Origin of the sequence: Ekhidna sp. (genome assembly GCF_040220215.1) — a bacterium.
Classification (GTDB): domain Bacteria; phylum Bacteroidota; class Bacteroidia; order Cytophagales; family Cyclobacteriaceae; genus Ekhidna.
On sequence record NZ_JAVJTR010000016.1, the window covers coordinates 382,704 to 408,708 of the forward strand.

Sequence of the window (26,005 nt, forward strand, 5' to 3'; positions counted from 1 at the left end):
AAGAAAATGATGGATAAGCTACTAAGACTACCTTTTTTAATACTGCTTGCTTGCTGTGTAAGCTGTAATTCAAACAAAAAAACAGAGGAATCTGAGAATACAAATCAAAAATTCCCAAGCGATGTAATTGCTAACCTTGATGAATGGAAGATTCTTTTGGGAAATGGAGAATCAGTTGATAGTCTGCAGAACTTTGAACATGAAGACTACTTCTATGATGTGAATGACGGCAAGGATTGGGTCGTTTACAAAGCCCCGAATGGTGGGATTACCTCTCCTAATTCTCACAATACAAGAACGGAACTTGGGCAAAAGCACAGGTGGACACCAAAAGAGGGTGGAAGACTTACCGGCACGCTAAAAGTCATGCATGTTTCAACGTCAGGTGATGCAAGAGTCGCTGCATCCCATTCGGTAGTGGTAGGACAGATACATAGTGCAGATGGACATAAAAACGAGCCATTGAAAATCTTCTATAAGAAGTTTCCGGGTCATACCAAAGGTTCTGTTTTTTGGAACTACGAAATCAATACCGATGGCGATGATAATTCCGGAAGATGGGATTTTTCAACAGCGATATGGGGATATGAAATGTCAGTGGTTGGTTCAGATTCAGCTTCTTATCCAGCTGAGCCGGAAGAAGGGATCGAACTAGGAGAGGAGTTTAGCTATGAGATAAATGTCTTTTATGGAATGATGTACCTCACATTCATGAGCGAAGGGCATGAAACAAAAACATTCACCAAAAACCTGTTGGTATCAGATTTTCAAAGCAAAGAAGATATACCTGAGCAGACAATGAATCTATTTGTACCTATCGGTCAAGATGGTGTAGAAAGAGCGAATGCATATGCAGGTGAAACACAGTTTTTTAAGCAGGGCGCATACAATCAAACCAATGGGAGAGATCCTGAGACGAATATGGTTTGGAGCACCGGAGCAAACACGTATAATGGAGATGTGGAAGCACAGTACGCAAATGGAAGCTATACCGAAGTTTGGTTCCGCGAATCTTCCATTGGACCGGGAACACCTCCTAATCAGTAAAAATAAACATCATGAAAAAACTAATCTTATCAATCGTTATTCTGAGCTTTTTAATTAGCTGTGAAACGAAAAACAGCGTTTTTGTTTCCAATGCTGCTGAGTTAGAAGCAGCTATTTCAAATGCTCAACCCGGAACTGAAATTGTTATGGTGAATGGCGAGTGGAATGATATCAGGATCAAGTTTTTCGGAATAGGAACAGAAGCCCAGCCGATAACCCTTCGAGCTGAATCATCAGGAGAAGTGATCATTCAGGGTAAATCTGATCTGAGACTAGGAGGAAAGCACCTGGTGGTCGATGGGCTGTATTTCATGAATGGAGCTTCACCGTCTCAGGCTGTTATCCAGTTTGCAATAAATGACGACACGCTTGCTTTTAATGCGCGTGTAACCAACTGCGTGATTGAAGACTTCAATAAATCTCAGCGAAATAATCAGGATTTATGGGTGCGATTTAAAGGTCGAAACAATCAAATGGATCATTGCTACCTCGCAGGAAAATCAAATAGAGGACCGACCATACGGGTTGATTTGGAAGGAAATGAGAGCATTAAAAACTATCATAAAATCAATAACAATCATTTTGGCCCAAGGCCACCGAAAGGGGGACCTAGTGCAGAAACGATCCAGATTGGGAACAGTAGCACATCCATGACACCAAGTTACACGCAAGTGTATGACAACCTGTTTGACAGATGCAATGGTGAGGTTGAGGTGATTTCAAGCAAATCCAACTTCAACGAGTTCAGAAATAATGTTTTTTACAAAAGCGAAGGCTCTTTGGTTACACGCCATGGCAACTATTGCACGGTGGATGGTAACTATTTCATCGGAGATGAAAATTCACCGCATGTGGGTGGGATCCGTTTGATCGGAACCGGCCATTGGGTGACCAATAATTATTTCTATAACCTGAGAGGGGAGATTTTTAGATCCCCTTTAGCTGTGATGAATGGCATTCCAAAATCACCACTAAACAGATACATACAAGTAACGGATGTGGTGGTAGCCTACAATACCTGGGTCAATTGCAATTCACCCTGGCAATTTGGGGTGGGTTCAAATGTGGATCAAAAAGATGTGCTACCACCTTCAGAAATCAGATCCGAAACTCCGGAGCGTACATTGGTCGCTAATAATGTGATTTACAATACAGAAGGAGATGAACAACCGATCGTTCGACATGACAAGATTGATGGAATTGATTTCAAAAGCAATGTAATAAACAATCAAGGTGTTGAGTTTGGAGGGGTAGATGGACTTATCGAAAAAGATTTTTCCATGACGGAAATAGAAGAAAATGTGTGGGTACCATCTTCAGATTTAAGTGATGTGGATGCCTATGAGGGTTTCGAATTTGATCAAATCAAAAAGGATTTATTCGGTAATACTCGGAATCCGAATAATTCAATTGGTGCTACGACTGGTACAGGCGCACCCAATATCATGGATTTATCGAAATATGGCCCTGATTGGTTTGAAGCAAAACAAGTATTCAAAGAGCCAAAAACACATTCCGTCGGCACTTCTGATGAGCTTATTCAGGCAGTTGCCAATGCTTCCAGCGGAGACATTATAGAGCTTACTGCTGACAACTACGATATTGGCTCATCATTGAAAATTGACAAGAAACTTACTATTCAATCGGCTGATTCTGCAGCCCAAGCGACCATTTCATATTTAGGCACGGCTCAGACTCCAGCCTTTGAAATGAACCCAAAAGGTGAGCTTATTTTGAAATCAGTAATCCTAACTGGAAGCGGAGAAAATTATGCTTTTGCAAGTCTGAAGGAAAACATGTCCAGTCTGTATAATCTCAAGGTGGTTGATTCTGAAATATCAAATTTTGATTACGTCCTGAAGGCGTACAAATACTCCTTTTCGGAATACCTCAAGATTAAGAACTCAGTGATTAAAAACTGCAACAATGGACTGGAGCTTTCAGGAGAGGACGATGATCGGGGGGATTACAATGCTGAGAACGTCTTTATTCTGGATAGCCAATTCGATGGTGTAAAGAAGAATGTGCTCGACTATTACCGCGGAGGCTATGATGAATCTACGGTTGGTGGAAATCTGGTTGTTCAGGGATGTACGTTTACCAATAGCGGAGCAGCAGAAGAAAACGGCATATTGCTGAACACGTACGGCATTATCAATGTGGATATTTCGGAAAACACATTCAGTAGCAATGATGTGAAACTGGTAGCTCGACTTTGGGGAGCGAAGAATAATTCCCATGCTGACAATGTCATTAAAAACTCTGGTGAATTGATTGTTGAGCAAAACCTTCCACTGAAATTGATGTATTGATGCTAGCATAGAGTCCAAATGAAATTCTACTATTTCCTTGTTTTTCTGTCATTTTTTTTCTCCGCAAAGAGTCAAAATCAATACGATTTTGTCGTGTATGACACAGGAAGACTTTCGGCAGTAAAGAAGGGTCTAAATGCAGGGTCTATTTCCGGATGTGCTCAAAAGGCATATTACATGCTGCAGGGCAGGGCCAATGAATTGTTGGAAATGGAGAATCCAACGGTCATGGACAAAACAATTGATCCACCTTCTGGAGACAAACACGATTATTTAAGCATTAGTAGATACTGGTGGCCGGACCCACAAAAGGAGGATGGCCTTCCCTGGATTAGAAAGGATGGAGTAACCAATCCGGAAACCCAAACAGATGCAGTAGATCGAAATCGCTTAGGCCTGATGACAGAAGGCGTGAAATACCTGAGTCTTGCTTATTATTTCACGGAAGATGAGCAATATGCCAGGAAAGCTATTAGCATGCTCAACACCTGGTTTTTAGCTGAGAATACCAAAATGAATCCTCATTTGGAATATGCGCAAAGTGTTCCAGGAAACCCCAAGGGCCGACGATCCGGCATATTAGATGGCCGACTGATTGCACTGGTAATACCTGACGCCATTGTTATTTTAAGAGATTCTCCATATTGGACCGATTCCTTTGAGAATGGCATGCAGGAGTGGCTTACTGAATATCTGAACTGGCTTACAGAAAGTGACCTGGGGCGAGAAGGTGCACAACAGGTTAATAATCATGGTTCATGGTATCGCCTGCATGTGGCATCAATCGCACGTTTTGTTGGTAGGAACTCTGTGGCAGAAAACATGATCTATCAGGTAAGGGAAAGTTTGGAAGAACAAATAGATGAAAAAGGGAGGCAAATTCATGAATTAGAAAGGACACGATCATTTTTCTATAGCTGCTTCAACCTGAAGCCATTACTCATGCTTGCGAAAATTGGTGATCAATTGGGAGTGGATCTTTGGCAATACGAAACGCCAAATGGAAAGAGCCTGAAGCTCGCATTGGCGTATCTTACTCCGGTTATTGATGGGAAAGAATGGCCACATCCTTCCATATCTGAAAATAAGCTTGTTCACCTGATACCCGTTCTTCATCGTTTTAACTTGAATTCGGGCGACTTTACTCAGACACTTGATAAAGCGTTGAACCAGTTGGTGGAATTAAATCTTCCAGCATCAGAAATGTATGACTTATACGAACAGTGTCTTCTTTCAGGACTTCCGATGAAAGAGTAAAATGATTTCAATCTCATGAAAGACTTAAAAACCTGCATTCCTTTTATTTTGATACTGCTAGTAGCAATAGCCTGCAATCAGACCAGTTCTCCTTGGATCAAAATCGATGATTTTGAGTCGTCTGACCCTTTGGAAAACTGGATACTTGCCGATACGAGAAATGATACGGATCCACGAATCGAAAACCCACAGGTAACAGAAGCTCGAAGTGAAGCGGGCGAATCAAACCATTATCTAATTAAAAAGCCAGCTGCTGAAGGAGTGGTTGGAAACAGGAAAGCGCTTAGCTACTGCAAGCTTCCTGTTCCGGTTAAGGTTGGAGAAACGTACACCTTTTATTTGAAATTCAAGGTTGAGTATTTTCCGAATAATCATGTATTTGGGCTGAGTAATTTAGATCCGGAAGGGATCAATAAGCAGGATTACAGTGCCCTGGAGCCGAGCTTACGCGTAACCGACAAATTCGAATCCGATGGATTTAAGAACGATGGCACATTGATGGTTCGTAAATCGAATGGTTATGAGAAAATTACTAATCCCATTGAAAACCGAATAGCTAAGCCTTTGGAAGAAGATGAGTGGTATGAAGCTTGGATGGTGGTCAAAAATTCAAAGATCAATGATGGTGGTCAAAAGTATGATGTTTATCTGCGAGGTGGTGATGAGTTTCCACTACAGCAGAAAGTTTATACGGGTGCTGATTTTCGAATGAAGCGCGAGCTTCCGCTCATCTACTTCCTGACCAATTGCAATACAGGGCCAGCTGAGCAACCTTACGGTAATGGAGGGCTTATGTATGATGATTTGTATATGGCTGAAGGTGTACAGTTGAGTTCACCTGCTGATTAACGATCCAGGATGATTTTTAAGGATTTCGTTTCATTTCCAATGATCATCTTAGCGAAATACAGACCGTTTGGCAGATCATTTTTAGGTGTCCAATTAACCGAATAATCTCCCTGACTCTGGAATTTATTGACGAGTACTTCAATTTGCTTTCCTATCATATCATAAATACTTATATCCACATATTTTTCGGTGGACAATACGTATTCGAAAGTTGTTTTTGATTTGAGCGGATTTGGATATGCAACCAGTTCATTATTAGTTTCCTCTAAATCACCATCAACTGAAAGTGCAACACCGAAAGTCGCGGTTACAGATTTATCTGAATTCATAGTTACAGTTATTGGATTTTCTGTTCCGGATGCATCTCCCCCCCAGCTCTCCAGCTGATTGCCAGAATCAGGAATTGCAGTCAATGTTACTACTGTTCCTTCTTCATAAGTTCCACCAGAGGGACTTAATGTAATTGATCCATCTCCGACTACTGAAGTAGTAAGGGTATATATGGGAATAAAGCTTGCCTCCACGCTTTTGTCGGCATCCATCGTAATACTTACAGGATTTTGCCTTCCTGATAAATCTCCGCTCCAGCCATCAAACTGGTATCCGGATGATGGTGTAGCTGTCAAACTAACGACCGTATTTTCTGCATACGATCCACCTGAAGGATTAAGTGAGATGTTGCCCTCGCCGGTCGTTGATGTACTAAGTGTGAATTGAACACCTAAGGAAATATCAATGCCTAAAGATTTTGTGGAGGCTCCTTCATTATCTGTGGCGGTTGCAGTAAGTGTATAATCACCAACAGGAACATCATTCCAAACAATTTCATATGGCGCAGTGACATCCTCACCCAATTTTTCATTTCCCTGAAAAAACTCAACCAAACTGACAGAACCATCCGTGTCAAAAGCATCTGCGATGATTGTGATGTCACTTCCTGAATTAAAACTTTCTTCATTGGCGGGAGAGGTAATACTAACAGAGGGAGAGTGATTTACTTCAGACCCATCGCTTTCATATAGCTCATCAAAATATGCCGTAGCTTCTCCTTCATCCTGAAGGTAAACCCCAGCTTTCCAGTAGCTCGGAAAAGTCCAGTATGAAACATCCATATTCGCTTTCTCATCCCCATCAATGTCAATGATCATATTTCCGCCAACCAATCGAACATCGAACCCAAAATATCCGGTAGGAGCTTCGCCTAAATCTACATGTGTGGTATTGTCACCAGTGACATCTGTTTTTATTGCAGCCCATAGATGGTTCACCGGCGTTTTGGTCAGGTGTTTGTAAATTCTTAAAAGAGGTTTGTTTGGACCAGCTCCCGCATTGGCGTCATCATGAATTTGTACCACAGTTACCTGATCACAGGTTTGCTCCTCAATTTTTAAACGACCATGGAGTGAACGGTCTCCATCAGAAATGGACCAGTTAGTTTCATGTCTTAGCTCCGTTCGCATACTGGTGCCAGTTTGGTTAAACGCTACTTTATCACCATTTACCACATAAAAATTATCAGATGAATAGCCGTTGATTAAATCAGATGGTGTAGCTGCAGTAGAACTGGTAGGAGCCTGTAACTTACTCCCACCGATGAAAGCCTGAAATCTGGGAATATCGTATGGAGCATCGTATCCGGTAGGTTGAGAATTAACAGTGATGTTGACCTCAGATGAGGTTGTGGTCGATCCTTTATCGTCTGTTGCGATAGCTGTAAGCGAGTAGTTGCCTTCTGCTACATTCTCCCAGTCAAATGAATAGGGGGATGTGTCGTCTTCACCTAGTTTGTTACTTCCTTCAAAGAATTCCACTTTAGAAATGGTGCCATCACTATCTGATGCATTCGCGGCAATAGTAATGTTTTCACTCTCGATAAAGGAGTCATTGTTGGATGGTGTGGTAATGCTCACCGATGGAGGATTGTTAGGGGAAGAGTGAGACACATCCAGAGCAAAAAATGAAACCTGAGCGTAATCTCCCGCGTCACCTGAGTTGTTTTGATTGTAGTTGCCGGCCTTGAAATACATCCAGTCATCTTCAAACCCACTATCACTCATGTCAACTACCTGCACAACATCATCTTTGCCATCTCGCATGATGGTTACCGTCAGCGTATTTCCGACTACATCGATTTCATAGCTGAATTGTTCACCAAGTGCGATACCATCAGCGGGATCAGAGGCACTGCTACTCCTGCTGCCAATCATTTCATACCATTGCTCGGAAGAGGTGGTTGGCTCATGTGCGAAATAGATTGAGCCCTTCGTGTTGTTTGGGAGTTTTCGATAATAGATTCGACACGGTTCATCACTTGAGGCATGTATTTGTCCGATGATTACACGTCCTATTTTATTCGATTCTCCTGTAGTAGAGACATGATCTACTGCCACAGTGGCTGTCATTGTTCCATCCACTCCTCCTGAAGCTTCCTGGTTGGCAATACTCGAAGAAGAGAAAACCCAGTTATTTAAGCCAATACCTTGCGTACTGATACTTGTATTTCCAGCTCTAAGCATTTCCCGGAGCTCACTTCGAGGGTAAGAACTGCCTCCTGTTTGACCATCGTTGCGACATCTAAAAACCATGGCTCCTGTTGTTGGATCTGTGTAGAATTCATTTTCGCTTTCAAAACCATTTGAGAGCTCATTTTCAAGTACCTCAGACTGATCGGGAAGAGTCACTTTCCATTTTGATAGATCAAAATTTCCACTTGGTGGTAAATTAGGATCCTGACCGAAACAACCCGTTGTAAGGGTAAAGGCTACCAGGCCTAATAACATGAATCGAATGGAGGTCAATTTCCTTGCTGATAAAAAATAATGCATACTATCCATTCGAATCTTCATTAATTCTGTATTTTAGTAAACTGTGTACTTAGTACACAAAATAATAAATATGCATTGAATAAAACGAGACTAAAAGCATATATTTTTTTAATCGTGACAATTTTAAACAGCATGGGACCTAAAATCTTATTAATCACTCTATTCTATTTATTACTCCTCTATGGCGGAAATGCCCAATCCATTCCTTCCACCGAGGTATTACCCATAGAAGATTTAACGAAGTATTTGAATAAAGAGGTACAGGAAGAGTTGAAAGAGGCTGACCGGTCAGAATTAGCGAAATATTTCCGAGAACAATTCTCAGAACGTTTTTTCTATGACTATAAAACCTTTGATGATCGTCTTCCTCACTATAATAGCGTATTCGCGAATCAAGAGAATCATAAAAAGGGAGCACTGGATCACATGAGTAAATACAATGATTCAACCCAGTGGGTGATGCCTTTTAATTACCTAAATGGTGAGCCTGTAAATGCCTATGCGATGCGGCATTTGGCTCGTCAGCATAAGATGGTAGACATAGCGTTGCATTATTTCAACTCGGGCAAAGACCCAAAGTATATCAGGTATTTTGAGAATCAAATGCGATCTCTAAATGCTGCACTTCATGCTGGTAAATATGAAACCATCGAAGATGGTAATGGGGTCTATGAGGCATTTCGCTCCGGATATCGCATCCTCAACTGGTTATGGATTCATAACATGTTTCTAAATGAGGGAGAATATTCAGATCAAGACCAGTTGATGACCATTGCAACGCTGTTACAACATGGACAACACCTCTATGAACGGAACGGACAATTTAGTCCTGGGAATCATCAGACCAGAGGAGTTTCAGCGCTGGCTATGTTGGCGATTTTGTTGAGAGATTTTGAAGGTACGAATCTGTGGCTCGAGCGAGCCATGCAAAGGTTGGGAGAGCATCTGGATCGGGAAATTAATGACGATGGGTTCCAGTTTGAGCGATCTGTTCACTATCACATGAGTGATATCAACAACTATTTTTATGTGTATCAGCTCGCCAAAATCAATTCCATTGAAGTAGATCCGGCCTGGGAAGAAAAGCTCAGAGGGCTGTTTGCAACTCTAGTTAAAATTGCCTACCCTGATCGATCAGCACCGGTGCTTCAGGACGATACCGAAATTCCCTGGGGGGAAAAAAATGATATTTCTGAGTCTATGACTTTGGGCTATTTATTGTTTGAAGATCCGGAATTCGGCTATTTCGCTACTAATAAAGTAGATAATCGAGTGTATTGGTTTCTCAGTAATGACCAGGTCAAAATGTTGGAAGATATCAAAGAGAAGAAACCTTCTTATGGTTCGCTGGCTTTTGAAGAAACCGGCTATTATATCATGCGTGAAGGATGGGGAGCAGATGACAAGATGATGATCATCACTGCTGGTCTGGATGACGAAAAACCCGATCATCAACATGGTGATATGTTGGGTGTCCAGGCAATAGCAAATGGACATGCCATCTTACCCAATTATCAGGTTCGTTATTCACTCAGTGACTTTGAGTTTTTTAAAAACTCCATGGTCAAGAATGTTGCATTGGTGGATGACGAGCTGCAAGGCAAGCAATACACCTCCAATAAAGGAGGTAGCGGATTTGGGAAGTTTTTGGAGCTACCCAACCCAACAACGATTGCATGGGAAACCACGAGCGATTTTGACTTTTTTGCCGGAAGTCATGATGGATTTGAAAATGTAGGAGTGGGTTACACACGCCAGGTCATTTATGTGAAAGATGACTTTTGGATTGTTAAGGACAACTTCACCTCAGATGGATCACACGATTACAAACAGGTTTGGCAGGGCCATTATACACATGAAGAAGGACCTAACCTCCTAAGAGCTACTATGCCTGACGCATGTGGTCACGACATATTTCAGCTTTATGAAGCTGATGTGGTAGAAAGCGACGGAACGAGAGGTAAGCACTGGAGCATCGTTACGAAAAAGGCCCAAAAGGACTTCAGCTTTATCACGATCATTTATCCATACTGCGGATACAGCAACCGACTGGATGAGAATGCAGATGAGATGATGATTGGCAATTGGAAAGTAAACCAGTCTCAATGGATGTTAGATGGATCAAATCCAATAAGTATGAGCTCAGATGATGGTGTGTATCTTTTTAATGTGAGCGAGGTAAAAAGTGAAAAAATAATACTGAAATCATCAGGGGACACAGATCTTTTTATAAAATCAATGGATGATCAACTGATCATTCACTCAATGGGCAATCAAGATCAAGTCATTGAAGTTCAGAGGAAGAATAGCAAAAGAATGACTAAGGATTTAAAGCCTGGTGAAGTGATGATCTTGGATGTGAAATAATTGAAAGGTCTAATGCTGATCGATCGTTTTCCAATTTTTGAATTTAATTCGCAATAAAACCTTTGAAGAATGACCAAGCCTGGCCCGATGGATACTGCCGTTTCACCAGACTCTTATGAGTGTACGATAGCTGTGGAATGCTGCGTATTTGGTTTTCAGGATAATGTGTTAAAAATTCTATTGGTTAAAAGATCCATAGAACCATTTAAAGATCACTGGGTCGTTCCGGGAGGAGTGATGAGAGAGGGTACAACCTTATCGAAATCTGTAAATGACGTACTTGAAAGCCTAACCGGGATCAAAAAGATGTCACTAGAACAGGTAGCTTGTTACAGTGCGGTAAATAGACACCCGGTTAAAAGGGTTGTTTCTGTTTCCTTTTATGCTTTGGTGAAACCAGAAAATTATCCAGTGATCCCCAAAAACTATATTTCTGATATCAAATGGTATGAATTGGAAGATTTACCTAAGCTTGGATTTGATCACGACCTGCTTGTTGCAGATGCATTAAATAAGCTCCAGGACAATTTAAGAGAGCACCTGGTTTTCGGTGAATTATTGCCTGATCGATTTACGCTTACTGAACTGCAAGATTTGTACGAGAGCATCCTGGGAGAAAATTTGGATCGAAGAAATTTCAGAAAAAAAATACTTCAAATGAACCTTCTAGTAGATACCAGGGAAAAGAAGGCTGGTGTTAAGGGCGGTCCAACGCTTTACAGACTTAAGAATTGATGAAATGTAAGTGATGATATTTGCATTTTCATTTTTCTGTGTATAAATTACACAGAAACAATATACCCTACCCCCAATGAATACCCAAGTTGTAACATTTGGTGAAATACTTTTGAGACTCTCTACTAAGAATTCAGAATTATTTCAACAATCAAACGAACTGCAAACCCATTATGGAGGTTCGGAAGCCAATGTTGCAGTTAGTCTTTCCCGTATGGGTTTGTCAACAACCATCGTTTCTGCCGTACCAGATAACGAGCTATCTGAAGGTGCATTATCAACCTTTCGAAAACATGGGGTCAATACCAATGCAGTCATTAGAACTGATAAGGGTCGGTTGGGGCTTTATTTTTTAGAGCAAGGTGCAGCAATCAGAGGTAGTAAAGTGATTTACGACAGAGGAGGGTCAAGTTTTGCCTTGCTAAAAAAAGATTCAATTAATTGGAAGGAAATATTAAAAGACAGCTCCTGGTTTCATATTTCAGGGATTTCTCCAGCGGTAAGTCAAAGTGCAGCGGATGTCAGCATTGAGGCGACCAGAATTGCTAAGGAGATGGGATTAAAGGTTTCTGTTGATCTTAATTTTAGAAATCAGCTTTGGAAATACGGTAAAGCCCCAAAAGAAGTGATGCCCGAGATTGTCAAACATTCCGATGTTTTATTGGGGGATCCTGCATCCATTAATACGATGCTGGGTACATCTATTCCAACAATGGATTATTATGCATCTGCCAATGACCTGTTGCCTTCTTATGAAATACTGCAAGAGGTATTTCCTAATCTGGAACACATAGCGATGACCTTGAGAACGGTAAAGTCTACCAATCACAATGTGGTAGGTGGTGCACTCTTTCATCAAGGGAAAATGTATAATGCTAAGGCGGTAAATGTAACTGCAATTGTGGAGCGAATTGGTGGAGGTGATGCATTTATGGCTGGATTGATTTATGGACTAATTACCAATAAAAATCTAGATTATACAATCAACTATGCGACAATAGCTTCGGTGTTAAAAATGACCATTGCTGGTGATGCTAATTTCTTTTCAAACAAAGAAATAGAATCGTATATGGAAGGAGATATTCAGGGAAAAATTAAAAGATAGCCATGCAACTCAACAAAGAAGAGCTTTTAAAAAAAGTAATGGAGTCACCTATGATCCCGGTGTTTAATCATACGGACAAAGATGTAGCGGTTGAAGTTGTTAAAGCATGCTATCAGGGTGGTGCTCGTTTATTTGAGTTTACCAATCGGAGTGAGGAGGCAATAGATGTTTTCAAACACATTTTAAATAAGCAGTCTGAATACCCAGATATGATCATTGGTATTGGATCAATCTTAAATGTAGATCAATGTAAAGTTTATATTGATGCAGGAGCTGCATTCATTGTTTCTCCTATTGTGGATAAAGAGGTAGCTGACCTATGTAAGCAACATCAAATAGCATGGGTTCCAGGATGCGGGACGCTTACAGAGTTAATCACTGCAGAACGATATGGTGCAGGGCTGTTAAAAGTATTTCCAGCAGATGTTTTGGGGCCAAAGTTTATCAAAGGAGCACTTGGTCCTTGTGGTCATTTGAAATTGATGCCTACAGGTGGAGTGACTCCTGAAAGAGAAAATTTAAAAAGCTGGTTTGATGCTGGAGTTGTTTGTGTGGGGATGGGTTCGCAACTCGTATCTAAAGAGATTATAAAGAATAGGGATTTTGATGGTCTTGCGCATCGTGTAAAAAATACGTTTGAAATCATTAAAGAGTTAAACTAATAATGGAAATAGCAATCATAGCTCACGACGGTAAAAAAGCTGAAATGGTTCAGTTTTTACTTGATCATAACTCCTTATTAGCGAAAGCTAACTTAACCTCAACAGGAACTACCGGATTACACGTTGAGAAAGCTGGTCTAAAGGTAAACCGTTTGTTATCAGGTCCGATGGGAGGGGATGCCCAGATTGCCGCACTCGCAGCTGAAAAAAAGATAGATGCCGTTGTGTTTTTCCGAGACCCTTTGGATAAGCATCCTCATGAACCAGATGTTCAAATGTTGATGAGAATCTGCGACGTACATGATATTCCATTAGCCACCAATCCCGCTACAGCCAGCTTGATTTTTAAGGCGTTTGAATCAATGGATTAGTTTCCTCAATAGTTTTTATTTTATTTCAGTTAATTTTTTGCTTAAATCGATTCCTGACTTTTTCTTAAACCCCTGGGTCAGAGAGTAACTTTAGCATTTGAGACTGAATATTATGAATATCTCCTTTAGCAAGCTTTTTTATGTTGTTGCCTCCATCATCGGCATAGTAGCCATCATGTACTTTGGGAAAGTACTACTTATACCCATCTTTTTTGCCATGTTGTTTGCATTCATATTGTATCCCTTGGTAAAGTGGCTGAATAAAAAGGGGATGAAAAAAGTTTTCGGAATCATTTTCACCTTGGGAGGTGTATTCATTTTGGTCTCCGGGGTGTTGGTTCTGTTTTCGGCTCAGATCATTGATATGGCCGGACAGTATTCAAAATTCCTGGCAAAACTCAATGAGACGCTGGATAAGTCCATCACTTTTCTTAACAATAAGGTTCAGATCATCCCGGATATTGAGTCACAAGAAATTTTAGAAAAGCTCTCGAATGTCTTCTCAGATAGCAGTTTTTTGATCATTTCAGATACCGTGAGTGTAACCGGTTCATTTCTTTCTTTCGTAGTGCTAGCCACCATCTACACATTTTTAATTCTCTTTTACAGTGAACACCTCACAGAGGCTCTATCTCGATTTAACCCTAAGAATAAGCGGAAATCTTTTATTGAAATGCTTAGAGAAGTACAGCAGGTAGGCCAAAAGTATTTTACCGGAATGCTCCTCCTGATTCTTGTTTTGGGGGTTTTGAATACCGTTGGTCTTTTGATCCTTGGGATGGACTATGCTTTCTTTTTCGGATTTCTGGCTGCTTTGATGGCCATCATTCCTTATGTTGGCACCACACTTGGAGGATTAATTCCAACCATCTATGCTTTCGTCACTTTTGATAGTTATTGGTATCCGGTGGGGGTTATTGGTATATTTTGGTTTATCCAGTTTTTGGAAGGCAACTACCTCAATCCTAGAATTGTAGGTGGCAACATGCAGATCAATGCCCTTTTTTCTATTCTCTCACTAATTGCCGGTAGCGTACTTTGGGGAATAGCGGGCATGATACTATTTCTCCCTATGGTGGCCATGCTGAAAGTGGTTTGCAGCCATTTCGAGGAGCTAAAACCGGTAGCCGCACTTATTGGTGAACGGATTAAAGAAGTTCACCGAGAGCCTGAAAAAGGAGTACTGGAAAAAGTACTTGATAAAATAAAAGGCTAATTATTACACAAAGCGGTTATATGCACACTCGTACTGGCATTGCAGGTACAAAGTGGTGATCTGCCTTTCTAAATCATCCGGCAAATCCATGAAAATAATCTGCATTTGCTGCATTGCTTTTAGCGCATTTGATTCGGTGTAGAATGGTTGGGATTCCTGATGAAGGTCAACCATTATTTGAGCAAGTTTTCGTTGATACTTGCTATTTCCTTTAAACTGCCGTACCAACCTTCGTATGACGTATGATGACTCGTCTATATAAACAATCTTTCCTTCTTCTATAAAGCAATAAATTCCTTTGAAGTCAGTCAGTCTTCCAGTTCTTTTCAGAATGGTTTTCACGCCCATCCCTTTTTCAAAAAATAGATTACAGGGAATGGGATTCCCCTTAAGAACTGCTATCATTTCACTTCTTTTGGGAAGGTTTTCTTTTACAATTCTATCAAAGCGTAATGCAAGGGACTGCTTCATGAGGGTTAAAATATTCTTTTAAGATAAAAAGAATTTGTTTTTAAGTACTTTGATACCCTCTTTTGATTAGCATTGCCATCAGTTTTTTCATCAGTGAAAAAGCCCTATTTTTATCGTACCTTATAAACCTTAAACCTTACCCTTGAGTAATTCGAATTATACCTGCTTAATCATTGAAGATGATCCCGCCTTTGTAGAGATATTGAAGGTTGTTGTTAAAAAGGTTTCTGATGTTGAATTGTTGGGCTATTGTGATAATACATTAGATGCAGCGAAGCGTATTGATATGGATAAGCCTGACATTTTATTGCTCGATATAAACATCTCGGGTTTAGAAGGGCCGGAGGTACTCGAGTTAAGTGATCATAAACCTCAAACCATTGTAATCTCCAGCCACCCAGAGGAGGTAATGGAGAATTATGAGGTTGATTATGTCGCATTCATTCAAAAGCCACTTAAAAACTCTGAGCAACTGGTAAATGCCATCCATAAATGCATTAAATTAATGGATCATTAAGGGCTGGCAGGGTCACCTGCAGCATGAAGAGCATATTAAAAGAGATTAACCAAGCCGGGCTGGAGGGTCTGGTCGATCCACTAGATTACCGAAGAGTATTATTTGTAAATAATCTCTCTTTGATAAGCTGTGCGGTTTCTCTAATTGTCACAGTTATAGTTTTCGCAGAAGGTTTATTCCCACAATTTGTTGTAACACTAGCAGGAGGTATTTTATTTCTGTTAGTCGTTTATTTCAATCATCTCCGAAAATTCATACTGGCCCGCACCTATTTTCTCGGCCTATCAGTTGTAATCTTATTCTCAGCTTCATGGGTTGCTTATGGTCAAAATAGGTTCAATGAAACAGAGAATATCCTCATTGGCTTCATGGCTGTAAATTATCTGCTCTATGATGGGAAATTCCGATATGTGGGGTTTTTACTAATCTACGGGGTTCTGATCTGGCTGAAATTCATCAAACAATCATTTTTAGGGGATTCGTATGATTTGAATTTTTTCCTGGGTATTCAGAATGTCAGTATCCTTTGCCTCCTGATATTTCTCTTTGCAGATGCCTTTAGAAAGTCATTACTCAAATCATTTGTTCGGTTAAAGGAAAAAGATGAGCTGCTTTACGCCATGATTGATACTGTCCCGCTTTTTATCGCGCTGGTGGACAAAGAACTTAAATATCGGATGGTCAACATAAACTACGAGAAGGCTTTTGGAATGGATCGGGAGAAAATCATAGGTTCCTATGTGAGGGATGTGCTACCTGAAAATATTTTGGATGTTCATATACCACTTATTCAGAAAGCGCTTGGAGGTGAAAGTCCGGAGTTTTTAGAACTCACGGAGATGCCGGATGGAGGCACATTTTATGCTGGGGGCAAATACATGCCAGTGCATTCTGATGATGGAGAAGTTATTGGAGTATCGGTTTTTGTAAACGATGTAACCAAGCTGGAGGTCGCCAAGAATAAGCTTAAGGCAGCAAACTCAACAAAAGACAAACTCTTTTCCATTATTGCTCACGACATTCGTGGACCGCTTGATTTATTTGAAGGATTATTAAACTACTCTTCTGAAGGATCTTTGCCCAAAGCGGAATTTCTCAAGCATCAAGAAAATGTGAAGGAAAAACTCGGGAGTTTAAAGCAGACCGTTAATACTCTTTTGGAATGGGCAAGAACTCAGCTGGATGGTGTAAATACAGTTCCAAGATCTACCGATGTAAAGGACATTGTGAGGTCAAATCTTAATCTCTACAGTGAAATAATTGATCAGAAAAATATTAATGTGGATGTGAATATTGAGCCAAATACCCTCGCCTGGATTGATTCAAATCATTTGAAAGTTGGAATGCGGAATATGATCCACAATTCGCTAAAATTCACTGAAGATGGAGGACACTTAGCTATTAATAGTTTCCGGGTAGGTGATAAAATAATAGCGGAATTAAAGGACACAGGTGTTGGAATGAGCAAGGACAAAATTGAATCGATCCTAAAGAAGGAATTGCAAAACTCCACGGGAGGAACAGCGGGGGAATTGGGTACAGGGCTTGGGCTGAGTCTTAGTCTCGAACTACTTGAAAAGAATAATTGTAAAGTGCAAATTGAAAGCGTGCCGGGTGAAGGAACCCAGATCACTATTGAGATGCAAGCCAATGTAAACGGACATTAAAAAAATGCTACAGTTTCCTTAAAATAATTATAATAAGGGGTTACTTTTTTGGATTAACTCTTATTTAAGGGTTGGGACGTCTTTTTTTCAACCACTACTCACCCAATGAACCCCTATTCGTTCAAGAAAATTTTAAGAACAGGTATGAGTCATGCTCAAAGCCCGCTGGATAAGCGACGGGTGGCATTATTCAATTACCTTATCCTTTTCTGTATTGGGACAAGCTTGATCCTTGGGATCATAACATACATCCTGGGATTAAATTTACATGCTGCACTATGCTTAATTACAGCCATTTCCCTCTCTTTTTCTTTTTTTCTAAATAGTAAAGGAAAGCTAGGCTTTTCAAAAGGTTATTTCATATTCATGGGAGTATTGATGATAGCAGTAGCAGTTTTCTACTATGCCCAGGATGATAGGTATGTAGATGCTGAGAACATGTTATATGCAGCCATGGCTATTTCCATGTTTTTAATCGATGGAACAAGGAAACATTTTGCTTACTGGCTCATTTTCTTGTGCTTTATAGGCCTAAAAGTCTATATGTTAAACTTGCAGGGAGTGGCTTATGGGAGTGACTACAGTATGATACTGGTAAACAACCTTGTTGTTGCTGCTATTCTCTATTTATTCTTGTATGTATTCCGTTCAATTCTGGTAAAAGCATTTGATCGTTCAGATCAACAGGAACAAACACTTCGGTCATTGCTGGATAATGCACCGCTGCTAATGGCCCTGGTAGACAAAGAAGGAAACTTTATTTTGGTGAATCATAATTATGCTAGTCGTTTCGGGTATAAAAGAAGGGATTTGATTGGGAGAAATAGAAAAGAAGTCCTTCCTAAAAGCATTTTAGATAAACATGAACCGATGTTCCAGGATGTGCTTTCCAGTAAAACACAGGTATCATTTTTAGAAGAGACCAGTTTGCCCGATGGTTCCGTGATTTCAGCAAATGGTAAATATGAACCTATTCTGAATTCAGACGGAGAAATTGAGTCCGTTGCAATTTGTGTGGATGATGTAACTGAGCTTGTAAAAGCTCACCAGGCATTAAAAGTGGCCAATGAAACGAAGGATAAGCTATTCTCCATCATTGCCCATGACATAAAAAGTCCGCTAAATCTGTTTCACAGCATCTTGAATCTAAATCATGATGATGTCATCTCAAAGGAACAATTTATTGATTATCAAAATAGCCTAAAGCAAAGGCTTGAATCACTCACCGGAACTGTAGATGAACTATTGGAATGGGCACGGATGCAGTTGGGGGGCATTAGTGCGTATCCGGCTAAAGTTAATGTTAGCGCGGTGGTGAAAGAAAATGCTGATCTTTTTCACACGCTCATTCAGCGTAAGCAAATTGATTTTAAAATAGACACACCTTCAGAGCTTGAAGCCTGGATTGATGAAAATCACTTCAAGGTGGCCATTCGAAATTTGATACATAATGCTATCAAGTATACCAATGGAGGTGGACATGTACAGATAGTAAGTAATCAGAATGATCATGAAACAATCGTGAGTATAGAGGATTCCGGGGTTGGAATGACATCCGATCAAATTCGATCAATCATCAGGAAGGAAATCCAAAAGTCAAAAGCGGGAACAGATAAAGAGATGGGTGCAGGCCTGGGTCTGAGCTTAAGTCTGGGCTTACTCGAAAAAAATAATTGCAATGTTTCGGTAACCAGTGAGCCGAATAAAGGCACCAAAGTTGAAATCACGATTCCAAAGTCTTCTAAAGGATAAAACTTTATTTTCCCTTATTCCAATTACATATAGCTTGAAATATAAAAGCCCCAACTTTCGTTGAGGCTTCAGTGACTGGCCTGGGGCTCCCTTCGCTTCACTCAGGATAAACTTCTCGCCCTATATTGGTTAAATAAAAAAGCCCCAACTACAGTTGAGGCTTTGAAAAGTGACTGGCCTGGGGCTCGAACCCAGGACCCACGCCTTAAAAGGGCGTTGCTCTACCAGCTGAGCTAGCCAGTCAAGAAAATTCTCCTTTCGTATAAAAAGAAGTGCAATTCAAGACCCTTGTCTTAAATTGCGGATGCAAAAATAGAAATCTTAATCAATTTTTCCACATGATTGACAGAATAAAGGTGAGATTATTTGTAGGAATTTTATTCTCTTGCTTTTTGAGTGAATTAAGCGCACAAAATAGGTTAATAAATAATGCCGATTCACTTTTTAATCAGCAGAAATACACCGAAGCATTAAGTCTTTACAATCAAGTATATGCTGAAGGACAGGCTTCTTCAGCCATGCTGCTTAAAATGGCATTTATTGAGGATGGACTAGGTGATTATGCTGAGGCCTTGTATCACCTGGATAAGTATTATCAGCTTTCGGCAGATCGAAATGTAGTTGGGAAAATCGAAGAGTTGGCAGAATCCAATGAATTGGAAGGGTATCAATACAATGACACGCACTACTTTCTCGCTTTGTTGGGTAAGTATCGAACGCAATTATTACTGTTATTGCTTGTGATTATCGGGAGCCTGCTGGTTTATATCATGAGGAAGTCTAAAAGTGGGGACAAACCTTTTGCCGCCGGGATTATCCAAATCATGCTGACAGTATGTTTACTGGGATTAAATAATGTCAACCCGCCAATGAAAGGAATTATCGTTGCGACAGAAACGCTTCTTCGATCCGGTCCATCAGCAGGTGCCGAACCAATTGAGATAATTGCGAAAGGGCATAAAGTGAAAGTGCTGGAACGCAATGATGTCTGGACCAAAATTGAATGGGATGGTCAGGAAGTCTTTGTGCGGAACGGAAAGCTGAGGGTTATTTAAGCGGATTGTCCGGCTCTTTTTTCATCATGTTGTATATCATCTTATCCAATCGCGAAGGGATGATTTTATTTAGTAGCACTGCCATTTTTCCTTCGAAGGTTAATATCAAATCCCGCTTCTTCTTTTTCGCTGCTTTAAATGTTCGTTCAGCTACTTCGTCAGAAGTCATCATCTTTTTCTCATTTCTTGGCGATTCGCCCTGAGCTTTTCCATCGGCGGTCAACGCTGCATTTCTAATATTGGAGCTGGTAAATCCGGGACAAACAACCAGCACATTCACTCCCCGTGTCATCACTTCGGTTCGTAGTGCCTCAAAGAAGCCCTGCATGGCAAACTTGGATGAGGAGTAAGCTGTACGAGCGGGAGTAGATCGCCATCCATTGATAGAAGAAATGGCGATAATAGTTCCCCTGGATTCTAATAAATACGGGAGCGCAAATTTGGTCGCATAGATGGCGCCATAAAAATTAATATCCATGAGCTTTTTAAAAACCTCAAGATCAACATCCTCAAAAAGGGCACGCATGGATATTCCGGCATTGCAGACAAGTACATCGAGGCGGCCAAATTTCTTAATCGTTTCCTCTATCAATTTTTTATTATCGGCCATTCCGGCAGCATCCAATTCCAATCCCAGGTGAGGCCGATCACCCAATTCTGCAGCCACTTGTGCCATTCGTTCTCCATTCCTTCCGGTAAAGACCACTGCATATCCTTCATTCGCGTATTTTAGCACTAAAGACTTTCCAATTCCTGAAGAACCACCTGTTATGACTGCTACTTTTTGCATGCTTGTTTCACTCCTCTGGTATAACTTTTGCCAAGATAACGCACAATGAAAAACTTTTGCCAAAAATGAAACTCATGTGCAACCTATTGAGGCATTCGCGCATTATCACTATAATCTTTTTATAAGCCCTAATGAAAATAATCACCTACACCTTAATCACATTTCTTTCATTTTCACTTATTGGACAAACGGGTATCAAGGGGTCAACTGTAAGCACCTCTGGTGAGATACTACCATTTTCGACAGTCTATATCAAAGGAACTACCAACGGCACCACATCGAATAGTGAAGGAAAATTTTTCTTAAAAACATCCGGTGGAACTCATACCATTGTTGCACAGCATGTTGGCTATAAGGTTTTCGAAAAACAAATCACCATTAACGAGGGGCAAACGATCCGCTTTGACTTTAAAATGGAAGAACAGGCCTTGCAGCTTAGAGAGGTAGTGGTGACCGCCGGTGATGATGATCCTGCAGATCGTGTAATTCGAGAGGCGATAAAAATGCGCAAGTTTTACGAAAAAGAAGTGAGTGCTTTTAAAACAGACGCATACTTAAAAGGACTTTTTCAACTCGACAAAAGACCTGAGAAAATCTTTGGCCAAAAAGTGACCATTGATACCGGCATCCTTTACCTATCCGAATCGGTTTCAAAATTCTCATTTGAGCTACCTGATAAGGTATCGGAGCGTATGATCAGCTCTAAGATAAGTGGGAACGAGCAAGGGTTTAGTTATAACAAGGCTTCTGATTTTAATATCAATGCTTATGAAAAATTTATAGACTTAAATCAGGAGAGGGAATATGTATCTCCTATCGCGCCAAATGCATTTCTTTTTTATGATTTTGAATGGCTGGGATTTTTCGAGGAGAATGGAAAATTCATTAATAAAATAAAAGTTAAACCAAAGCGATCAACTGATCCGGTTTTTGAAGGGATCGTTTACATAGTGGAAGATGAGTGGCGGTTTCACACCATAGACTTATTTGTGACCAAAGCCAGGGGACTGGAGTTCATCGATTCGTTGAAAATCAATCAGGTGTTTGCACCTACAGAATACGATATCTGGATGCCGATCTCGCAGAAATTCTCCTTCCGGTTTGGTGCATTTGGGTTTAAAGGGAGTGGATATTATATCGGGGTATATTCCAACTATGAAGTAGAACCCAACTATGAGGCCTATAGGCAGGCTAACCTCTATGAACAAAAGTTTGGCGCAAAAGAGGAGAAGGACCTTTTTCAGGAGAAGGACTTCTCTCCTGAAGTATTGGTGGTGGAGGAAGGTTCCAACGAAAGGGATTCTACCTACTGGAAGAATATCAGACCAGTCCCTCTCACGGAATTAGAGGTTGAAGATTATCAGGTCAAGGATAGTATTCGATTGGTTAAGGAGAGTGTGCCTTACAAAGATTCAGTGGATAACGAAACCAATAAGTTGACATTGGGGAATATTTTTCTGGGTGGCTACACACACTCAAACAGCGTAAAGGAAATGTACTGGTCTTTGCCAGCGGTCATAAGCATTTTTCAATTTAATACGGTGGAGGGCTTTGTGCCTGAGATTCAACCGACGATCTGGAAGCAGATAGATGGGAGAACCAAATATTTCATCAGGCCAGCGATCAGATACGGCTTTTCCAATGAGAAGTTCAATGCTAAATTGGAAGGTGGTTACCGAAAGCTCGATAATAAATTTACCCGCTTTTATGCAGGTGGTGGAAGGTACATTTCGCAGTTTGATGAATCGGAATCTATTACACCGTTTATCAACAGCTATGTGACGCTGGTAGGAGGAGAAAACTTCATGAAAATTTTCCAAAAATCTTTTGGGTATGTTCGCTTTCAGCAGGAAGTGAAAAATGGAATTTTACTCAACGCCAAGCTTGAGTATGCTCAACGCGATACACTAACCAACACTTCAAACTTTACCTGGGCATCTGATGAAAAGACAAATTTTACCAGCAATCAACCTTCGAATATGGAGCTGGATCAAACCGGATTTAACAGACATCAGGCCATGATTCTGGAAGCCACTTTTCGTTTCCGTTTCAAGCAAACGTATGCTACCCGGCCGGACGTGAAATTTGTTTACAGTTCGAAATACCCGGAAATATTCTTCACCTATAAGAAAGGAATTAAGGCACTGGGCAGTGATGTGAATTTTGATTTCGTGCAAGTACGAGTGACGGATGATATGAAGCTAGGATTGGTGGGCACCAGCAGCTACGCGGTTGGTGTAGGTGCATTTTTAAATGATGATGCGCTGACTTTTGTGGATTTCCAACATTTTGCCGGTAACCAGACTTCACTAAGTCAGGTGGGAAAATCCATGAAGTTTGAGTTGTTGCCATTTTATCAGTTTAGTACGACCAAGCCGTACCTGGAAGCACATTATGAGCATCATTTTAATGAGTTTATCTTCAATAAGATTCCATTGGTTAAAAAACTCAATCTGCAAGCTGTAGCCTCTGCGAACTACCTGACCAACGAAACGATAGGTCAGTATGTAGAGCTAGGTGCCGGTATAGAGCACATCTTCAAATTCATGCGTGTTGATTACTACTGGGCATTCCGTAATAGCGATTTCTTCGGCAGTGGCTTTAGAGTCGGGGTTGGTTTTTAGTCACCCCAAATGAACATAGCTTAAACTATGTATTGGGAATTGGTTTCTTGAAGCGATTCTTATTGAATCAAGTTGATGGGCTATGGTAATAAATTCTATTTCGCTACTTAAGATGTGAAATGCATAGGATTTTCCTACCAAAAGGATGGAGCATCCAGCGATTACCAAGAGGATGGATAGTAATTTTGTGGCAATGAAATGAGCATTAGTATAAAATCTAAATTTTAATTAGAGAATCATCCTGATGCGAATTCCATGTGGCAATTAAAGGTTAAATAACTCACATGAAGAAAGGTGCGATAATAGATTCCCTAGAGATAACCGGTATTTCGTCAGAAGGCAAAGGAGTGGGCCGTGTCAATGGACAGGTGGTCTTTGTAAAAGAGACGGCTCCCGGGGATGTAGCAAGGGTGAAAGTTGTTGGGAAAAAGAAAAAATTCCTTGAAGGGTACGTAGAAGAATTTCATCAAAAATCGAGTGAGAGGGCAGAGCCTTTTTGTGAGCATTTTGGTTTGTGCGGAGGATGTAAATGGCAACACATGCAGTACGATGCTCAGTTGAAGTATAAGCAGGGGCATGTAGAAGAAAATTTAAGAAAACTTAGCGGGCTTGAATTGCCTGAGATTCAACCAATTCTTGGATCTGAAAAAACTGCTTTTTACAGAAATAAGCTTGAGTTTACATTTTCCAACTTCCGTTGGTTGACTAAGGACGAGATCAATTCAGATGAGGAACATGTTCGGACTGGTCTTGGTTTCCATATTCCTAAGCAGTTCAATAAAATTATCAATGTAAATAAGTGCCACCTTCAGTCTGATCCTTCAAATGAGATAAGACTAGGAGTGAAGGACTTTGCCGATAAGCATGATATCTCGTTTTTTGATGTAAAGAAGCAGGAGGGGTTCCTAAGGAATTTGGTGATTCGTACTTCAACCACAGGCGACCTGATGGTTATACTTCAGGTGTATTACCGTGATCAGGAATTGCTTGATCTGATGCTCAATTTTCTGAAAAGGGAATTTCCACAAATAACCTCGCTCATGTTCGTGGTGAATGAAAAAGGAAATGACTCATATAGTGACCTTGAGGTAGAGTTGTTTGCAGGAAAGGATCACATCATGGAGCAAATGGGTGATTTGAAGTTTAAGATTGGCCCAAAGTCATTCTATCAAACCAATTCCGAGCAAGCGCATGAATTGTACAAAGTGGCTACCGGTTTTGCTGACCTGAAAGGGGATGAACTGGTGTATGATTTGTACACAGGAACGGGCACCATCGCGAATTTTGTCGCTCGATCTGCCAAAAAAGTGGTGGGCATTGAATATGTGGAGGATGCTATAGCCGATGCGAAAATCAATAGTGAGATCAACGGAATCACCAACACAGATTTCTATGCCGGTGATATGAAAGATTTGCTTGGCAATGAATTCATCAATCAGCATGGTAAGCCGGATGTGATTATCACTGATCCGCCAAGGGCAGGAATGCATCCAAGGGTGACGCAGTTACTTGCGGATTTGAAAGTGGATCGAATCGTATATGTCAGCTGTAATCCGGCCACTCAGGCAAGAGATCTGGAAGTCTTAGGACAAGTATACGATGTAGTGAAAATTCAACCAGTAGATATGTTTCCACAAACGCAGCATGTGGAGAATGTGGTGTTACTTAAATTAAGAGATTGATTCGATTTTCGATTAATTGATTAGTAATGAATGCAGAAATACTAAAGAACAGAACTAAGAAATTAGCGATTGATATTGCTCTGTTTTGTCGAATTATTTATCCTGATCCACTTTTAAAGGCTTATGCAAATCAATTGATTAGATGCTCGAGTGATTCAGAAAAGTCTGTAAAGCCTATTTGGAACGAGGCAAACGAGATTTTATCAATAGTTGTGGCTTCACTTTCGACCGCTCGCAGAAATCAACAATCAAAAAAATCGTAAATCTTTAAATCGAAGAAATCTATTTATGCAAAACGACCCGGAATTAAGCCCTAAACAACTCGGAAGAATCTCCTCAGATTTCGTGAAGGTGTCTGAACCGTTAAAGGAAGCGGCTTATGCTATCAAAAAGCAAGGATTTTCCGAATATCCAATTTTCCCCATGTGCCAGGTTTCGCAACCAATTGGCCAGGTGTTAGTGGAGGCTTTTCAGGCAGAAAATGATTGGCATTATTATGCGTCATTTCTGGAGGAATTTACCCAGAGAGGATTGATAGCGGACGAGAAAATATTTAAAGAGAACTACAAAGATCCGGATGAATTTTGTTGCCTGTTTGTGATCGATCAGGAGTTCACCAATTTCGTTTTTGTGCCTTATCCGATTGATTAACCTAGAGGTTTTTTTTGAGGAAACTATTGATTAGGTAAATCTGACACCCT

20 protein-coding genes and 1 tRNA gene are annotated in these 26,005 nt (G+C 40.5%); 17 read left to right on the forward strand and 4 right to left on the reverse strand.

Going from position 1 to position 26,005, the window contains the following annotated elements; all coding sequences use genetic code 11:
• The first annotated feature begins 9 nt into the window (after positions 1-9).
• Genes RIC88_RS10310 through RIC88_RS10325 form a run of 4 tightly spaced genes read left to right on the forward strand, consistent with a single transcriptional unit; the run spans position 10 to position 5,465 of the window.
• Complete coding sequence (locus RIC88_RS10310) at positions 10-1,047, forward strand: polysaccharide lyase family 7 protein (protein WP_350217461.1); 1,038 nt, start codon at positions 10-12, stop codon at positions 1,045-1,047.
• Positions 1,048-1,058: 11 nt separating this feature from the next.
• Complete coding sequence (locus RIC88_RS10315; RefSeq protein ID WP_350217462.1) at positions 1,059-3,359, forward strand: chondroitinase-B domain-containing protein; 2,301 nt, start codon at positions 1,059-1,061, stop codon at positions 3,357-3,359.
• Between the two features lie 18 nt (positions 3,360-3,377).
• Positions 3,378-4,616: an alginate lyase family protein gene (locus tag RIC88_RS10320; protein WP_350217463.1), complete on the forward strand. Its 1,239-nt coding sequence runs from the start codon at positions 3,378-3,380 to the stop codon at positions 4,614-4,616.
• A 15-nt stretch (positions 4,617-4,631) separates the two neighbouring features.
• Positions 4,632-5,465 carry a hypothetical protein gene (locus tag RIC88_RS10325; RefSeq protein WP_350217464.1) on the forward strand — a complete coding sequence of 278 codons (834 nt, stop codon included), beginning with the start codon at positions 4,632-4,634 and terminating at the stop codon, positions 5,463-5,465.
• On the opposite strand, the gene RIC88_RS10330 is transcribed toward RIC88_RS10325, so the two are convergent.
• Positions 5,462-8,311 carry a polysaccharide lyase family 7 protein gene (locus RIC88_RS10330; protein WP_350217465.1) on the reverse strand — a complete coding sequence of 950 codons (2,850 nt, stop codon included), beginning with the start codon at positions 8,309-8,311 and terminating at the stop codon, positions 5,462-5,464. The two genes, RIC88_RS10325 and RIC88_RS10330, sit on opposite strands and share 4 nt — an antisense overlap.
• A 111-nt stretch (positions 8,312-8,422) precedes the next feature.
• On the opposite strand from RIC88_RS10330, the gene RIC88_RS10335 reads away from it, so the two are divergent.
• The 6 genes from RIC88_RS10335 to RIC88_RS10360 all read left to right on the forward strand — a co-directional run bounded on the left by RIC88_RS10335 (position 8,423) and on the right by RIC88_RS10360 (position 14,746).
• Positions 8,423-10,657, forward strand: coding sequence for a heparinase II/III family protein (locus tag RIC88_RS10335; RefSeq protein WP_350217466.1), 2,235 nt, complete (start codon positions 8,423-8,425; stop codon positions 10,655-10,657).
• Between the two features lie 69 nt (positions 10,658-10,726).
• Positions 10,727-11,392, forward strand: a complete 666-nt coding sequence (locus RIC88_RS10340) for an NUDIX hydrolase (RefSeq protein ID WP_350217467.1) — start codon at positions 10,727-10,729, stop codon at positions 11,390-11,392.
• A 76-nt stretch (positions 11,393-11,468) separates the two neighbouring features.
• Positions 11,469-12,497: a PfkB family carbohydrate kinase gene (locus RIC88_RS10345; protein ID WP_350217468.1), complete on the forward strand. Its 1,029-nt coding sequence runs from the start codon at positions 11,469-11,471 to the stop codon at positions 12,495-12,497.
• A gap of 2 nt (positions 12,498-12,499) precedes the next feature.
• Complete coding sequence (locus tag RIC88_RS10350; protein ID WP_350217469.1) at positions 12,500-13,159, forward strand: bifunctional 4-hydroxy-2-oxoglutarate aldolase/2-dehydro-3-deoxy-phosphogluconate aldolase; 660 nt, start codon at positions 12,500-12,502, stop codon at positions 13,157-13,159.
• A 2-nt stretch (positions 13,160-13,161) separates the two neighbouring features.
• A complete protein-coding gene (locus RIC88_RS10355) occupies positions 13,162-13,530 on the forward strand; it encodes a methylglyoxal synthase (RefSeq protein WP_350217470.1) in 369 nt (122 codons plus the stop codon).
• A gap of 112 nt (positions 13,531-13,642) precedes the next feature.
• Positions 13,643-14,746: an AI-2E family transporter gene (locus RIC88_RS10360; RefSeq protein WP_350217471.1), complete on the forward strand. Its 1,104-nt coding sequence runs from the start codon at positions 13,643-13,645 to the stop codon at positions 14,744-14,746.
• Between the two features lie 3 nt (positions 14,747-14,749).
• On the opposite strand, the gene RIC88_RS10365 is transcribed toward RIC88_RS10360, so the two are convergent.
• Complete coding sequence (locus RIC88_RS10365; protein ID WP_350217472.1) at positions 14,750-15,217, reverse strand: hypothetical protein; 468 nt, start codon at positions 15,215-15,217, stop codon at positions 14,750-14,752.
• A 142-nt stretch (positions 15,218-15,359) separates the two neighbouring features.
• Here RIC88_RS10365 and RIC88_RS10370 point away from each other — a divergent pair, with 142 nt between their 5' ends.
• The 3 genes from RIC88_RS10370 to RIC88_RS10380 all read left to right on the forward strand — a co-directional run bounded on the left by RIC88_RS10370 (position 15,360) and on the right by RIC88_RS10380 (position 19,153).
• Complete coding sequence (locus RIC88_RS10370) at positions 15,360-15,734, forward strand: LytR/AlgR family response regulator transcription factor (RefSeq protein ID WP_350217473.1); 375 nt, start codon at positions 15,360-15,362, stop codon at positions 15,732-15,734.
• A 23-nt stretch (positions 15,735-15,757) separates the two neighbouring features.
• Positions 15,758-17,401 (forward strand): sensor histidine kinase, encoded by a 1,644-nt coding sequence (locus RIC88_RS10375; RefSeq protein ID WP_350217474.1) that lies wholly within the window; start codon positions 15,758-15,760, stop codon positions 17,399-17,401.
• Between the two features lie 105 nt (positions 17,402-17,506).
• A complete protein-coding gene (locus tag RIC88_RS10380; protein ID WP_350217475.1) occupies positions 17,507-19,153 on the forward strand; it encodes a PAS domain S-box protein in 1,647 nt (548 codons plus the stop codon).
• Positions 19,154-19,323: 170 nt separating this feature from the next.
• Here RIC88_RS10380 and RIC88_RS10385 read toward each other — a convergent pair.
• A tRNA-Lys gene (locus RIC88_RS10385) sits at positions 19,324-19,396 on the reverse strand.
• 95 nt (positions 19,397-19,491) lie between these two features.
• On the opposite strand from RIC88_RS10385, the gene RIC88_RS10390 reads away from it, so the two are divergent.
• The gene (locus RIC88_RS10390; RefSeq protein ID WP_350217476.1) at positions 19,492-20,208 is read left to right on the forward strand and encodes an SH3 domain-containing protein; all 717 of its coding nucleotides are present in this window, start codon (positions 19,492-19,494) and stop codon (positions 20,206-20,208) included.
• Here the strand turns inward: RIC88_RS10390 and RIC88_RS10395 are convergent.
• On the reverse strand, positions 20,201-20,998 hold the full coding sequence (locus tag RIC88_RS10395) for an SDR family oxidoreductase (protein WP_350217477.1): 798 nt from the start codon (positions 20,996-20,998) through the stop codon (positions 20,201-20,203). The two genes, RIC88_RS10390 and RIC88_RS10395, sit on opposite strands and share 8 nt — an antisense overlap.
• Before the next feature lie 131 nt (positions 20,999-21,129).
• Between RIC88_RS10395 and RIC88_RS10400 the strand changes: the two genes are divergently transcribed.
• The 3 genes from RIC88_RS10400 to RIC88_RS10410 all read left to right on the forward strand — a co-directional run bounded on the left by RIC88_RS10400 (position 21,130) and on the right by RIC88_RS10410 (position 25,955).
• Positions 21,130-23,622, forward strand: coding sequence for a DUF5686 and carboxypeptidase regulatory-like domain-containing protein (locus tag RIC88_RS10400; protein ID WP_350217478.1), 2,493 nt, complete (start codon positions 21,130-21,132; stop codon positions 23,620-23,622).
• A 284-nt stretch (positions 23,623-23,906) separates the two neighbouring features.
• Entirely contained in the window at positions 23,907-25,304 is a 1,398-nt protein-coding gene (rlmD, locus tag RIC88_RS10405) for a 23S rRNA (uracil(1939)-C(5))-methyltransferase RlmD (RefSeq protein WP_350217479.1), read from the forward strand.
• 288 nt (positions 25,305-25,592) lie between these two features.
• Positions 25,593-25,955, forward strand: coding sequence for a hypothetical protein (locus RIC88_RS10410; protein ID WP_350217480.1), 363 nt, complete (start codon positions 25,593-25,595; stop codon positions 25,953-25,955).
• The last annotated feature ends 50 nt before the right edge of the window (positions 25,956-26,005 follow it).

Bases quoted from the DNA above. Each gene is read 5' to 3' on its own strand.
- RIC88_RS10325 (WP_350217464.1), top strand. From the start codon at position 4,632: ATGAAAGACTTAAAAACCTGCATTCCTTTTATTTTGATACTGCTAGTA.
- RIC88_RS10320 (WP_350217463.1), top strand. From the start codon at position 3,378: ATGAAATTCTACTATTTCCTTGTTTTTCTGTCATTTTTTTTCTCCGCA.
- RIC88_RS10400 (WP_350217478.1), top strand. From the start codon at position 21,130: ATGAAAATAATCACCTACACCTTAATCACATTTCTTTCATTTTCACTT.
- RIC88_RS10330 (WP_350217465.1), bottom strand. From the start codon at position 8,311: ATGAAGATTCGAATGGATAGTATGCATTATTTTTTATCAGCAAGGAAA.
- RIC88_RS10410 (WP_350217480.1), top strand. From the start codon at position 25,593: ATGCAAAACGACCCGGAATTAAGCCCTAAACAACTCGGAAGAATCTCC.
- RIC88_RS10375 (WP_350217474.1), top strand. From the start codon at position 15,758: ATGAAGAGCATATTAAAAGAGATTAACCAAGCCGGGCTGGAGGGTCTG.
- RIC88_RS10310 (WP_350217461.1), top strand. From the start codon at position 10: ATGGATAAGCTACTAAGACTACCTTTTTTAATACTGCTTGCTTGCTGT.
- RIC88_RS10390 (WP_350217476.1), top strand. From the start codon at position 19,492: ATGATTGACAGAATAAAGGTGAGATTATTTGTAGGAATTTTATTCTCT.
- RIC88_RS10345 (WP_350217468.1), top strand. From the start codon at position 11,469: ATGAATACCCAAGTTGTAACATTTGGTGAAATACTTTTGAGACTCTCT.
- rlmD (WP_350217479.1), top strand. From the start codon at position 23,907: ATGAAGAAAGGTGCGATAATAGATTCCCTAGAGATAACCGGTATTTCG.
- RIC88_RS10335 (WP_350217466.1), top strand. From the start codon at position 8,423: ATGGGACCTAAAATCTTATTAATCACTCTATTCTATTTATTACTCCTC.
- RIC88_RS10315 (WP_350217462.1), top strand. From the start codon at position 1,059: ATGAAAAAACTAATCTTATCAATCGTTATTCTGAGCTTTTTAATTAGC.
- RIC88_RS10380 (WP_350217475.1), top strand. From the start codon at position 17,507: ATGAACCCCTATTCGTTCAAGAAAATTTTAAGAACAGGTATGAGTCAT.
- RIC88_RS10395 (WP_350217477.1), bottom strand. From the start codon at position 20,998: ATGCAAAAAGTAGCAGTCATAACAGGTGGTTCTTCAGGAATTGGAAAG.
- RIC88_RS10340 (WP_350217467.1), top strand. From the start codon at position 10,727: ATGACCAAGCCTGGCCCGATGGATACTGCCGTTTCACCAGACTCTTAT.
- RIC88_RS10360 (WP_350217471.1), top strand. From the start codon at position 13,643: ATGAATATCTCCTTTAGCAAGCTTTTTTATGTTGTTGCCTCCATCATC.
- RIC88_RS10350 (WP_350217469.1), top strand. From the start codon at position 12,500: ATGCAACTCAACAAAGAAGAGCTTTTAAAAAAAGTAATGGAGTCACCT.
- RIC88_RS10365 (WP_350217472.1), bottom strand. From the start codon at position 15,217: ATGAAGCAGTCCCTTGCATTACGCTTTGATAGAATTGTAAAAGAAAAC.
- RIC88_RS10355 (WP_350217470.1), top strand. From the start codon at position 13,162: ATGGAAATAGCAATCATAGCTCACGACGGTAAAAAAGCTGAAATGGTT.